Origin of the sequence: uncultured Maribacter sp. (genome assembly GCF_963977385.1) — a bacterium.
In the GTDB taxonomy this organism is placed as follows: Bacteria; Bacteroidota; Bacteroidia; order Flavobacteriales; family Flavobacteriaceae; genus Maribacter.
In genome coordinates, this window is record NZ_CAXBOU010000012.1 from 24,359 (window position 1) to 36,623 (window position 12,265).

General features: G+C 33.5%; 13 protein-coding genes. 3 read left to right on the top strand and 10 right to left on the bottom strand.

The window, feature by feature from the left end:
• Nucleotides 1-16: 16 nt before the first annotated feature.
• From pdxH to AAC084_RS13095, 9 genes are all read right to left on the bottom strand, one after another.
• Nucleotides 17-664, bottom strand: coding sequence for a pyridoxamine 5'-phosphate oxidase (gene pdxH, locus AAC084_RS13055; RefSeq protein ID WP_339840767.1), 648 nt, complete (start codon nucleotides 662-664; stop codon nucleotides 17-19).
• Nucleotides 665-743: 79 nt separating this feature from the next.
• On the bottom strand, nucleotides 744-1,649 hold the full coding sequence (locus AAC084_RS13060) for a ribonuclease Z (RefSeq protein ID WP_339840650.1): 906 nt from the start codon (nucleotides 1,647-1,649) through the stop codon (nucleotides 744-746).
• A gap of 47 nt (nucleotides 1,650-1,696) precedes the next feature.
• Nucleotides 1,697-2,029, bottom strand: a complete 333-nt coding sequence (locus tag AAC084_RS13065; protein WP_339840651.1) for a ribonuclease Z — start codon at nucleotides 2,027-2,029, stop codon at nucleotides 1,697-1,699.
• A gap of 1 nt (nucleotide 2,030) precedes the next feature.
• Nucleotides 2,031-2,957: an aspartate carbamoyltransferase catalytic subunit gene (locus AAC084_RS13070; protein WP_339840652.1), complete on the bottom strand. Its 927-nt coding sequence runs from the start codon at nucleotides 2,955-2,957 to the stop codon at nucleotides 2,031-2,033.
• A gap of 4 nt (nucleotides 2,958-2,961) precedes the next feature.
• Nucleotides 2,962-3,501: a bifunctional pyr operon transcriptional regulator/uracil phosphoribosyltransferase PyrR gene (gene pyrR / locus AAC084_RS13075; protein ID WP_339840653.1), complete on the bottom strand. Its 540-nt coding sequence runs from the start codon at nucleotides 3,499-3,501 to the stop codon at nucleotides 2,962-2,964.
• 113 nt (nucleotides 3,502-3,614) lie between these two features.
• Complete coding sequence (locus AAC084_RS13080) at nucleotides 3,615-4,343, bottom strand: LytTR family DNA-binding domain-containing protein (RefSeq protein ID WP_339840654.1); 729 nt, start codon at nucleotides 4,341-4,343, stop codon at nucleotides 3,615-3,617.
• A complete protein-coding gene (locus AAC084_RS13085) occupies nucleotides 4,340-5,374 on the bottom strand; it encodes a sensor histidine kinase (RefSeq protein ID WP_339840655.1) in 1,035 nt (344 codons plus the stop codon). Before AAC084_RS13085 ends, AAC084_RS13080 begins: the two co-directional genes overlap by 4 nt.
• 7 nt (nucleotides 5,375-5,381) lie before the next feature.
• Nucleotides 5,382-5,723, bottom strand: a complete 342-nt coding sequence (locus tag AAC084_RS13090) for a DUF4907 domain-containing protein (RefSeq protein ID WP_339840656.1) — start codon at nucleotides 5,721-5,723, stop codon at nucleotides 5,382-5,384.
• A 74-nt stretch (nucleotides 5,724-5,797) separates the two neighbouring features.
• Nucleotides 5,798-6,790, bottom strand: a complete 993-nt coding sequence (locus AAC084_RS13095; protein WP_339840657.1) for a kelch repeat-containing protein — start codon at nucleotides 6,788-6,790, stop codon at nucleotides 5,798-5,800.
• Nucleotides 6,791-7,029: 239 nt separating this feature from the next.
• On the opposite strand from AAC084_RS13095, the gene AAC084_RS13100 reads away from it, so the two are divergent.
• Nucleotides 7,030-8,370 carry a DUF4270 family protein gene (locus AAC084_RS13100; RefSeq protein WP_339840658.1) on the top strand — a complete coding sequence of 447 codons (1,341 nt, stop codon included), beginning with the start codon at nucleotides 7,030-7,032 and terminating at the stop codon, nucleotides 8,368-8,370.
• Nucleotides 8,360-9,613 (top strand): hypothetical protein, encoded by a 1,254-nt coding sequence (locus tag AAC084_RS13105; RefSeq protein ID WP_339840659.1) that lies wholly within the window; start codon nucleotides 8,360-8,362, stop codon nucleotides 9,611-9,613. Before AAC084_RS13100 ends, AAC084_RS13105 begins: the two co-directional genes overlap by 11 nt.
• Nucleotides 9,614-9,771: 158 nt before the next feature.
• On the opposite strand, the gene rpsA is transcribed toward AAC084_RS13105, so the two are convergent.
• Entirely contained in the window at nucleotides 9,772-11,616 is a 1,845-nt protein-coding gene (rpsA, locus tag AAC084_RS13110) for a 30S ribosomal protein S1 (protein ID WP_339840660.1), read from the bottom strand.
• A gap of 258 nt (nucleotides 11,617-11,874) precedes the next feature.
• On the opposite strand from rpsA, the gene AAC084_RS13115 reads away from it, so the two are divergent.
• Nucleotides 11,875-12,255: a LysM peptidoglycan-binding domain-containing protein gene (locus AAC084_RS13115; protein WP_339840661.1), complete on the top strand. Its 381-nt coding sequence runs from the start codon at nucleotides 11,875-11,877 to the stop codon at nucleotides 12,253-12,255.
• Nucleotides 12,256-12,265: the final 10 nt, after the last annotated feature.

The following is a 12,265-nucleotide window of genomic DNA, read 5'->3' on the forward strand; positions in this document are numbered from 1 at the left end:
TTAAGGGTATATGAAATTAAGGTGCCAATCGCTCCATTTTCCAATCGAAATCAGCTGTTAATGTATAACGTATACGATCATGTAATCTATTAGGTCTTCCCTGCCAAAACTCCATAGAAATAGGTCTTACCAAGTAACCGCCCCAATGCTCTGGTCGTTCGATTTCTTTACCACCATACTCCTTTTCTAGTTCGGTCAATTTATTTTCTAGAACAGTTCTATTCTCAATCACAGAACTCTGTTCAGACACCAAAGCACCTAATTTGCTTCCATCTGGGCGTGATTCGAAATAGCCATCAGAAAGGTTTTTAGCTAATTTCTCCGCAGTACCTTTTATAATAATTTGTCGTTCTAAATTCGCCCAAAAAAATGAAATACAAATCTTAGGGTTTTCAGCTATTGCCCTACCCTTTTCACTGTTATAATTTGTGTAGAAGATAAATCCTTCATGGGTGTATTTTTTAAGCAGTACTACTCTGCTTTTCGGAAAACCATCTAACCCAACAGTAGAAACCGTCATCGCATTAGGTTCATCAACACTATCTGACTTTTCAACTTCATAAAACCAAGTTTGAAAAAGCTGTAGCGGATTGTCAGAAATACTATCTTCCATCAAAGCACTTTTCTCGTATGATTTCCTATAACCGCTTAAATCTTTCTGCATCATTTTAATGTTAAAAACAAGATAAACAAAGTTCTAAAAAGAAAGGAAAATAAGTACTATTAAATCATATTAAAAAGTACTAAAAATCAAAAACACGCCCATCGTCTGCAAGCAATACATTTGGGAAAATTGTTAGCGCTTCTTCCTTAAAAAGCTCAATAGATTTGTAGCGAGTAGAATAATGCCCTAGTACTAAAGTTTTTACGTTCGCATCTTTTGCAACCTTTGCGGCCTGCAACGCCGTAGAATGTTTAGTTTTCGTTGCTAATTCAGCTTCTGACTCCAAAAACGTAGATTCATGATAAAGAACGTCTACACCTTTCAACTGTAATGATAATTTTGCATCATAAACCGTATCACTGCAAAAAGCATATGATTTTGGCTTCGGTGGATCAAAAGTTAATTTTGTGTTGGCTATAACTTCACCATTATCCAAGATAATATCCTTACCATTTTTAATATTCTGAAAATAGGCTTTATCGATACCATAGCTCTCCGCTGCATCTATATTAAGCTTTCTTTTACCTTCTTTTTCTCGAAACAAGAAACCATTGGTATAAATTCTATGATCTAAAGGAATTGTAGTAACTGATATTTTTTTATCCTCAAAAATCAATTCTGGCTTTTTACTTGAAAGCTCATGAAACAACAACGGATAGTTGGTCCAGGAATCTCCTAGTTTTAAAAGTAGGGTTATCGCTTGTTTTATACCTTTTGGGCCGTAAATATGAAGTTCCTTATCGCGCCCTAAAAGTCGCATAGTAGACACCAACCCAGGTAGTCCGAAAAAATGGTCTCCGTGAAGGTGTGAAATGAAAATATGGTTTATTCTTGAAAATTTTATTTTATGCCTTCGTAACTCTACTTGAGTACCTTCTCCACAATCAATAAGAACAATATTATTATTGATTTCTAATACTTGGGCCGTAGGGTTTGTAAAAGTTCTTGGAGTTGCCGCGTAACAGCCTAGTATGGTAAGGCGCATAAATATTGATGATAATATATTTGTATTAGATATTGAAGAAAGTTGATTTACAATTCTAAATCACGTTCTATTTCTTCCATTTCAACAATATCTCTCGCTTCTTGTAACGTAGGTACTATGCTAATTTCATCTGGCACATCATCATAAGTCACCTTATCGGAAACCAAAATAAACGACTTCCCGTTTTTTTTATGCATTTTGGCTATCTCTAAAAAGGAAATAACATTATAAGGAGTCAGTTTTGAAAATCCTAATAAATCTAAAACCAGATTATCATTCTTCAATTTAGCATACTCTTTTACTAAGTTTTCCAAAAAGAGCTCAATAGAAATTTTTTCTTGAGAAATGACAATTAACGAACCTTCTTTATTAAAAATCATATCATTTTATTTTAGATGCCAATAAATATATAACCGCCATACGAATGGCTACTCCATTTTCAACTTGATTCAAAATTATAGATTGTTTTGAATCGGCAACATCACTTGTAATTTCTACACCTCTATTTATTGGACCAGGATGCATTATTACAATTTCTTTATCCAAACTATCAAGTAATTTTTTGTTTACTCCAAATTGCTGTGTATATTCTCTAGTTGTTGGGAAATAACTAATATCTAGCCTTTCATTCTGAATGCGTAACATATTAGCTACATCGCACCATTCTAAAGCCTTTCTTAAGTTCGTTTCAACACCAACACCTAATGAATCTATATACTTAGGTAGTAAGGTTTTAGGTCCACATACTTTAACATTTGCACCTTGTAATTTTAATGCGAAAATATTTGAGAGTGCAACTCTAGAATGTAGTATATCGCCAACAATCACCACATTTTTACCCGCTACATCTCCTAATTTCTCCCGTATGGAATATGAATCTAGTAACGCTTGTGTTGGATGCTCATGCGCACCATCACCAGCATTTACAATAGATGCCTTAACATGTTTAGAAAGAAATATACCTGCACCAGGATTCGGATGTCGCATTACCACCATATCTACTTTCATAGATAAAATGTTATTTACCGTATCGATAAGTGTCTCTCCTTTCTTTACCGAAGATTGACTCGCAGAAAAATTAAGAACATCTGCTGAAAGTCGCTTTTCAGCTAGTTCAAAAGACAACTTTGTTCTGGTGCTATTTTCAAAAAAAATGTTAGCTATGGTAATATCTCTAAGTGAAGGAACCTTTTTTATCGACCGATTAATCACTTCTTTGAAGTGATCGGCTGTTTCGAAAATAAGCTGAATATCGGTTTCCTTAAGATATTTAATTCCCAGTAAGTGTTTAACACTCAGTTCGCTCATTTTCTTATCTATTTACTAAATATATGATATCCTCTCCATCATTCTCCTGCCACATCACCTTTACTTTTTCGTCGTTTATAGCATCTACTTGGCGACCTCTATAATTTGGCTGTATAGGTAAATGCCTACTAAATCTACGATCTATTAAGCACAGCAATTCAACATCTTTAGGTCTACCAAAAGATTGTAAAGCTGTTAAAGCTGCATTTATACTCCTACCTGTATAAAGTACATCATCAATAAGTACTACATTTTTATCTTCAACCAAAAAATCGATATTGGTTTTGGTTGCCTCTAAGGTTTTATCTCCTCTTCTAAAATCATCACGATAAAAGGTAATATCTAAAAAACCAAGGTCGATATGTTTCACCTTATATTCCTCCTTTAAAAGCTTTGTTAATCTCTGCGCCAAAAATTTGCCTCTAGGCTGTATGCCTATAAGTACCGTATTTTCAAAAGTTAAATGATTTTCAAGCAGTTGACAAGCCAATCGATGCAGGATGATATTTATTTCTTTGGAAGAGAGTAAAACTTTTTGACTCATAATAATCACCCGTGCGTTTAGCTAAACAAAAATAGATAATTCTATCTTAACTTTGATAGCTAATAATAGTAAGTAAAACTGAAAAGAAAAAATCTGAATTCTGTTGGGAACTATTACAACCCTAAAATAGAGAAAAAAGCCTCTTTATGACTATCTCCTATAGGAATACGCATGTCATTAATAACGATTCTATTTCGTTGCACTGTTTTAATAAAGTTAACATTAACAATGTACGATTTATGTACTCTAAGAAATTGATTAGAAGGTAACTTACTCATAATCTCCTTAAAACTCATTAATGTTAAGATGGTCTTATTAGTATTAGCAATATGAATTTTTAAATAATCTTTTAAGCCTTGAATATATTCAATTTGGTCAAGATCAATCTTTATACTTTCGTATTCCGCCTTCACAAAAATGAACTTTTTTTCAACTGAATTGTCTCCGTTGGATGGAAAAACATTTGCTATCATAATTGGTTTTTCTTTTTTAGAAATTAAATCTTGCACTCTAGAAACTGATTTTATAAAACGATGATATGGTATAGGCTTTACCAAATAATCTACAGCATTCAATTCAAAACCATCGACCGCATACTGAGAATAAGCGGTAGTAAATATGAATAATGGGCGGTTGTCTAAAGTCCCCATAAAATCGATTCCGTTTATTTGCGGCATTTCTATATCACAAAAAATTAAATCGATTTTCTTCTCTTTTATTTCTGTAATAGCGTCTAATGGATTTGTATAGGTATTCACCAATTCTAAGAAATCTAATTTCTCACAGTAACCTGATAAAATCTCGATGGCCAAAGGCTCATCATCAATAATAATGCATTTCATAAGCACTGTTTTTTTTGATAAATTGTTAATGACACTTCATAACTTTCTCCATTGTTATTTACTTCAAGCTGATGCAAATCCGGATAAATTAATTCTAATTGATTTCTAATATTCTCTAAACCAATACCAGAATTGTTTGTTGGCTCTCTAAAAATCCCAATTTTATTCTTCACATTCAAGAAGATAGATTCATCTGTTATATCTAAATTAATTTTAACAAAAGTCTTACCCTTATAATCTGTGCCATACTTAAAAGCGTTTTCTATAAAAGAGATGAAAAGTAATGGCGGTACTGCCCTACCCCTATCTTCGCCTGTAATTTTTAAGGATACATTTTCACTATGAGATAGTCTCAATAGCTGCAACTGTATATAACTCTTTATATAATCTATCTCTTTGTTCAATGGCACCAAATCTTTATCAGCCTCGTAAAGCATATACCTCATTAACTCTGACAAATCGACTATTGCTCCTGAAGTATCTGGTGACTTTTTTACAGAAAGCGCATATATCGTATTTAGCGTATTAAATAAAAAATGTGGATTTAATTGTGCTTTTAAGAATTGGAGTTCTGATTTTATATTTTCCTTTTCTACGGATAGACGCAAATTTTCATTTTGCTTCCATTCTACATACATTCTTAAAATTGCACTTATGACAAACGGGATGCCTAAACTAATGAATGATCTATAAATAGGCATATAACCAAAATCTCTTGGTGGCAGCCTTCCTATAAAATTATTTTCGGGGAATTTTGGTTCATAAAAATGATTGAGCAGTAATACTGAAATAACCAAAATTATCAACGACACCAAAAAATATATGAGCACATTTTTACGTAATAAATACGCAGGTACTAAATAAAAATAATTGAAATAAAACAGAACGATTATTACAATTAGCTTAGGAAAAACATCGTAAGGTATTGGTCTTGTATCATTTATAATAGGATAAATAGAAAGTCCATATAGTAAAATCCAAATACTAATATGAACTATAATCTTAATTCTATTTTTAAAAATCAAATCCATAAATAGTCTAGTAATTACCTGTTATGGAAATATTTAATTTTGACAAATCCGAGGATTTTAAAATGGGAGATTCTCCTCTTTCGATTTTGTCAATTACCAAATTAGCCACGGAAATTGCCTGCTGCTTTGTTTTAAATGTTTGTTTACCGGGCAGACCAGGTATGAATTTTTGTAAAATCAATATTTTTTCTCCTTTTAAAATTTGATACCCATATCCTTCTTTCAACAATACGGCCTCACTATGAATTAATTGCTCTTTTCCCTTAAGTGTTTGATTATTCAAAGCATAAGCAAAGCATACCACCAAAAATAGAGCAATCACTATCACAAATTTTCTTACAGAACTCATAAATAAATGTTTAAAAATGGGCCAATCCACACAGATTGACCCAAAAAATTAACAACTCCACTCATTATGAAAAATTAATCTTCCTCTTCGTACTCATCAAGAGGAAAAAACTCATCTAAATCATCCAAGTATAAAGTACCTGTTCTACCCATACCTATAAATACACGACTACCATTAGAAAAAGCAATCGCATCTTGTCTTGTCGCTCCTTCGAAAGAAGTTTTCTGATCCCATTCATCTGAAGACGGATCATACTCCCAAACAGAGTTAGTTGCACCTCCTAATTCTCCACAAGCTATATAACCATACCCGTTTACAGTGAAGCCTACAGCGTTACTTCTCGCAACAGCGTATTCATCTTCTTCATCTAAATCTAACTTCTTCGTCCAACTTTCTGTTGTGGGATCAAATACCCAAAAATCATCTAAGTAAACTCCATTAGAAACACCTGTACCCAAATACACCAAGCCATCGATTGTAAAAGTCGTTGCCGACCTTCTTTTGTTTCCACCAAAGCCTACTAATTCTACCCATGTATCATTTACGGGATTATATTTCCAGAAATCTTTTCTATCGTTCTCACCATCATAACCAGTACCTACATAACCAAAACCGTTAACACCAAAACCAACTGCATTTCTTCTTGCAGTTGTCAAAGAAGCTATTTCCGTCCATGTATTAGATGCCGTATTATAACCATAGAAATCAGTTAATTCATCAACACCGTCATAACCAGAACCTATATAACCGGTACCGCCTACTTCAAAACCTACCGCCGCATTTCTGGCAACTCCAGGAAAATCAGCTTTCTGAGACCAATAATCTCCTTCCATATCATAAGCCCAAAACGAAGCTAAATAATCATCACCATCATACCCTACGCCCATGTAACCTACATTATCAATTGTAAATCCAGAAATACTACTTCTAGCACTACCATCAAAAACAGACTTATCTATCCAGTTTCCTAAATCGTCATCGTCATCATCACTTGAACAACTTGAGATTACCATAGCCATTAATGCCATTCCGGTAATCTTGTATACATACGATTTTCTTTTATTCATTATTTTTTGTTTAAAGTTTCTTTATTATCGAGTTCAAATCTACTAGAGACCTTAGCGTTCAAAAAACACAATAGATAAAGGTTTGTTTTTAACATACGAAACCCGCATTTTAATCTACCAACTCAATCATTTCATTAGTAGTTTAAATGATTGAGTTTATCCTAAAACATTCTGGTTTGGTCTATTCCGATTTTTACAACCATGCTTGACATTTAGATTTGAGAAAAATTAAACTCTCAATGAAAGTGTTCTCATTCAAATTACGAACCACCTACATGGTATTCTTCGGTATTATTATATTTATTTCGGTAATATCTTGTAGCAATGAAATATATAATGATTCAGAATTTGTAGCCGGCGAAACGTTTACAGACAGTAATATTCGTCTTATACTGATTGATACATTAACGGTCAGTACCTCTACCATGAAGTTTGATAGTATTGCTACTTCTGAATCTACTAGAATACTTACCGGTAAATACACAGACACAGTTTTTGGTACTATTACTGCATCTAGCTACATGCAGTTTTTACCCGAAACCTACTATATTGACAGCGAAGCCGAATTTGACAGTATTATTATGGTGCTAGGATATGACCAATATTATTATAATGATACACTGCAAAAAAATACGTTACACATTAAAAAAATCATTGAAAACCTGAGGCCTGAAAACGATGATTATTTCTACAACACTAGTAGTATTGCTTATGACGAAAATGATTTAGGTTTTTTAGAATATCATCCAAGACCCTTGGCAGGAGATTCGATAACCATTACCCTCGCAAATGATTTCGGCATAGATGTATTCTCTCAACTTCAAGAAAAAGACATTGTAAATTCTGACGAATACAGAGACTACTTTAAAGGCATTGGCATTGTACCGGATGAAACTGATAATGGTTCTGTTATTGGATTTTCCAAATCCTCTGAAAACACGTATATGCGTATGTATTATAGCACCGATACAGCAGACGAATCGGTTCAGGAGTATATCGATATTCAGATAAATGCAACAACATACCCTATTCCGTTTTTTAATAGGGTTACTGCAGATGACCCTATTACGCCACTACAAACACTGACCAATAGCAAGGTTAATCTAAAAAGTTCTGACTCCAACAACCAAAGTTACATAGAATCTGGTATTGGTATAGCCATGCGAGTACAATTCCCTCATATCAATAGCCTCTATGATATACCAGGTAATGGAACAATCTTAGACGGTATCCTAAAAATTAAACCAGTTGCCCAATCTTACGACGACCATTTAAAGCTTAGAGATACACTTGCCGTCTACGTGGTTGACCAGAATAATAATTTAACAGAAACCTTAACCTCTACGTCATATGCAATTCTCAATAGGAGCAATCAAGAATTTAATGATATCTATTATGAAATACCATTAGCTTATTATTTGGAAGAATTACAATTAAAAGACAGGGATATTGATGATGCTTTGATATTACTTCCTATAGATTATAATTCTTCAGTTGATCGATTTATTATGAGTGGAAACGGAAATGGCGCAAACGGAACAATTTTAGAATTAACATACGGTATATACGATGAAGATTAACCAAATTATATTTAATGCAATTGTCTTATTATTAATAGGCTCTCAACAAATCACCGCACAGTCTGAAGCACTAACGAGCTCTCCATATTCTTTATATGGTTTAGGCGTTATTAACCAAACTAGTATTGGCAAATTCAATAGTTTGGGCTATAGTGGTATTGGAATAAAATCACCATATGAACTTAATAACCTAAATCCCGCCAACTACGCATTGGTACCTCAAAATTCATTTTTATATGATATTGGAGTAACAGGTGAATTTAATAACTATAGTAACTCATCTGCATCTGAAGAAAAATCGAATGTGAACTTCTCCAATCTTGCATTCGGATTCAGAGTAATGGAAAATTTAGGCGCAGGTATTACCATGACACCTTATAGTGACGTTGGATACTCCATTCTGGGTGTCAGCAGCAATATTGAAGGCTCAACAGAAAATTTTGAGAGTAACATTACTGGTTTGGGTGGTCTAAACGATATTAAACTTAATGTCGGCTATTCACTTATACCCAAACTGAGACTTGGTTTAAGCGCATCATTTTTATTTGGAAATATTGAAGAAACTGAATCTTTTATTTATAGTTCCACCACATTTGAATCAATAGAAAAAACTAATTATAGCGGTGCACGACTGGGTTTTGGGCTTCAATATGATATCAATGACAAAATTACTATTGGTAGCACCGTGCAATTGCCCACAAGTTTAAATGGCAACCTTAAAAGATCTGTAAACAAAACTCTATCGGGAATTGAAATTTCTGTTGAAGATGAAAACTCCGATTATGTTTCAGATTTTAAGCTACCCTTAGAACTTGGGTTTGGTATGAGTATAAAACCTATAGATGAGATAACCTTTAGTGCAGATTACAAGAAAAACTTCTGGACAGACACTAATCAATCCGAAAATATTGGCAGCTATCAAGACCAAGATATTTATGCCTTTGGTTTAGAATATCTTCAAGACCCCACTAGTTATAAATATGGTCAAAGAATAAGCTACAGATTGGGTTATAATTATGATAATGGCTATTTAGCCATAGGTGATAATAAAGTAGAAGGTTACAATTTTACTGCAGGTGTTGGTATACCAACTAGTAGAGGCACACATTCAATGATTAACCTTTCATATAGCTATGGCTCTAAAGGATTGTTGCAGAACGTTCTAATCAAAGAGAACTATCATCTTATTACTTTGAATCTAAGTTTAGAAGACTTATGGTTTGTGAAGAGAAAAATCAATTAGTATAAAGTAATGAACAGAAACTATGTAAACTTTATTCATATTAAAATCTCCCCTAGTAATTCATTTTGTTAGAACCCTAATAGGAACTGATTAAATGAAAAAAGCCCGGATATATCCGGGCTTTTATTTTTAATCCTGTTAAGGAATATATTATGAAATTACTTCTTCTTTTTAGAATCAGCAGCTTCCATTTTTTCCTTCAATGCTTGTAACGCGTCGTTAGCATCCCCCAATGTGGTCTTAGCTTCCTCTGTACTAGCTGTTTGTCTTTTGACAGCAGCTTTAACATTACGTTGCTCTTCTTCACGGAAAATAGCAGTATGACTAGCTACTACACGTTTGAAGTCTTTATTGAACTCAATAATCTTGAATTCTGCTTCATCGCCTTTACCTAGTTTCTTACCATCTTCTTTCTCTAAGTGACGTTGTGGTATAAATGCAGTAATATCCTCGTTAAATTCAATTGTAGCACCTTTATCAACTAAATCAGATATTGTTGCTGTATGCACAGTACCTAACGCAAACTCAGTTTCGTATTTATCCCAAGGATTTTCAGTAGTTTGTTTATGACCTAAGCTTAACTTACGACCATCAACATCTAATTCTAATACCTCAACCTCTAAAGTATCACCAACATTAGTGAATTCAGATGGATGTTTGATTTTCTTAGTCCAAGAAAGATCAGAGATATAAATTAAACCATCAATACCTTCTTCTAGTTCAACGAAAACACCAAAGTTTGTAAAGTTTCTTACAATACCTTTATGCTTAGAACCTACAGGATATTTAGTTGTAATATCAGTCCAAGGATCTGGAGTCAATTGCTTGATACCAAGAGACATTTTACGATCTTCACGATCCAATGTCAATACAATAGCTTCAACCTCATCACCAACTTTTACGAAATCCTGAGCGGAACGTAAATGTGTAGACCATGACATTTCAGATACGTGAATAAGACCTTCAACACCTTCAACAACTTCAATAAATGCGCCGTAATCAGCTATAACGACTACTTTACCTTTAACTTTGTCTCCAATTTTAATCTCATCACTTAAAGCTTCCCAAGGATGCTTCTCTAATTGCTTAAGACCTAATTGAATTCTAGATTTGTTTTCATCAAAATCAAGAATTACAACATTTAATTTCTGGTCCAATTCAACAACCTCGTTCGGGTGATTAATTCTACTCCAAGAAAGGTCAGTAATATGTACAAGACCATCAACACCACCAAGATCAATAAAGACACCGTAAGAAGTAATGTTTTTAACGACACCTTCTAATACTTGTCCTTTTTCAAGTTGGCTAATGATTTCTTTTTTCTGCTCTTCAATATCCGCTTCAATAAGCGCTTTATGAGAAACAACAACGTTTTTAAATTCGTGGTTGATTTTCACAACTTTGAATTCCATTGTTTTGTTTACATACTGATCGTAATCACGAATAGGCTTCACATCGATTTGTGAACCTGGCAAGAATGCCTCAATTCCAAAAACATCAACGATCATACCACCTTTAGTTCTGCATTTAACAAAACCACTAACGATTTCTTCTTTGTCATGAGCCGCGTTAACACGATCCCAAGCCATGATAGTTCTTGCTTTTCTGTGAGACAATACTAATTGACCACTTTTATCCTCACGGATATCAATCAAGACCTCTACCTTGTCACCAACTTTTAAACCTGGGTTGTAACGAAATTCGTTTAACGAAATTACACCTTCAGATTTTGCGTTGATATCTATGATAGCTTCTCTATCAGTAATATAAACTACTTTTCCCTCAACTACTTCTGCATCTGCAGTGTCAACGAAATTTTCAGCCACTAATTTTTCAAATTCTTTCAATTTAGAATCATCAACACGCTCAATTCCTTGTTCGTATTTTTCCCAATTGAAATTCTCTAAAAATTCTTGTGGATCTTGCTGTGGAGTCTCTACAGCAGCTTGTTGTGTTGCTTCGGTAGTTTCAGCTACCTCTGCGTTTGTTTTTTCTTCAGCCATTTGCTGATTATTAATTTGTATTTCATAACCTTATCAAGACTTAGGCAACGACTATGAAAGTAGTTATATTGATTTTTTTAATCCTTTTTCTCTTGACTTCCTTGCAAAAAAGGTGTGCAAAAATAAACATTTTATTTAAAATAGACAACACAACATGTTACGAACCATGCATTTAAATAATATGAATGGCTTTTAAACTTCAATTATTTAAATATATGTATCTTACAAGCATTATATTAACCATTAAAAAGTAAAATTATGAGTGTTAAAGCGAAGTATCAAGGTCTTTTAGACCTAGGTGAGCAATTGGGTATAAAAGATGGAAATGTTACCGTTGAAGGTGATATTCTAAAAATAAAAGGACAAGCAAAAACTCCTTACGAAAAAGACCTAATGTGGGATAAAATAAAAGAATTAGGTGGCGAAAGTCCGTCTGACATAAAAGCGAACATTACAGTTGAAGACGATTCTGTTTATCACAGACACGTTGTTAAAGGTGGTGAGTCTTTAAGTAAAATAGCAAAACATTATTATGGTGACGCTATGAAATATAAAGCAATTTTCGAAGCCAATACAAACATTTTGAAAAATCCGGATGTTATTCACCCTGATCAAGTTTTGGTTATACCGAACAAATAGAACATATTTA

Excerpts from the sequence above, each read along its gene's own strand:
- pdxH (WP_339840767.1), bottom strand. The coding sequence starts at position 664 with ATGCAGAAAGATTTAAGCGGTTATAGGAAATCATACGAGAAAAGTGCT.
- AAC084_RS13060 (WP_339840650.1), bottom strand. The coding sequence starts at position 1,649 with ATGCGCCTTACCATACTAGGCTGTTACGCGGCAACTCCAAGAACTTTT.
- AAC084_RS13065 (WP_339840651.1), bottom strand. The coding sequence starts at position 2,029 with ATGATTTTTAATAAAGAAGGTTCGTTAATTGTCATTTCTCAAGAAAAA.
- AAC084_RS13070 (WP_339840652.1), bottom strand. The coding sequence starts at position 2,957 with ATGAGCGAACTGAGTGTTAAACACTTACTGGGAATTAAATATCTTAAG.
- pyrR (WP_339840653.1), bottom strand. The coding sequence starts at position 3,501 with ATGAGTCAAAAAGTTTTACTCTCTTCCAAAGAAATAAATATCATCCTG.
- AAC084_RS13080 (WP_339840654.1), bottom strand. The coding sequence starts at position 4,343 with ATGAAATGCATTATTATTGATGATGAGCCTTTGGCCATCGAGATTTTA.
- AAC084_RS13085 (WP_339840655.1), bottom strand. The coding sequence starts at position 5,374 with ATGGATTTGATTTTTAAAAATAGAATTAAGATTATAGTTCATATTAGT.
- AAC084_RS13090 (WP_339840656.1), bottom strand. The coding sequence starts at position 5,723 with ATGAGTTCTGTAAGAAAATTTGTGATAGTGATTGCTCTATTTTTGGTG.
- AAC084_RS13095 (WP_339840657.1), bottom strand. The coding sequence starts at position 6,790 with ATGAATAAAAGAAAATCGTATGTATACAAGATTACCGGAATGGCATTA.
- AAC084_RS13100 (WP_339840658.1), top strand. The coding sequence starts at position 7,030 with ATGAAAGTGTTCTCATTCAAATTACGAACCACCTACATGGTATTCTTC.
- AAC084_RS13105 (WP_339840659.1), top strand. The coding sequence starts at position 8,360 with ATGAAGATTAACCAAATTATATTTAATGCAATTGTCTTATTATTAATA.
- rpsA (WP_339840660.1), bottom strand. The coding sequence starts at position 11,616 with ATGGCTGAAGAAAAAACAAACGCAGAGGTAGCTGAAACTACCGAAGCA.
- AAC084_RS13115 (WP_339840661.1), top strand. The coding sequence starts at position 11,875 with ATGAGTGTTAAAGCGAAGTATCAAGGTCTTTTAGACCTAGGTGAGCAA.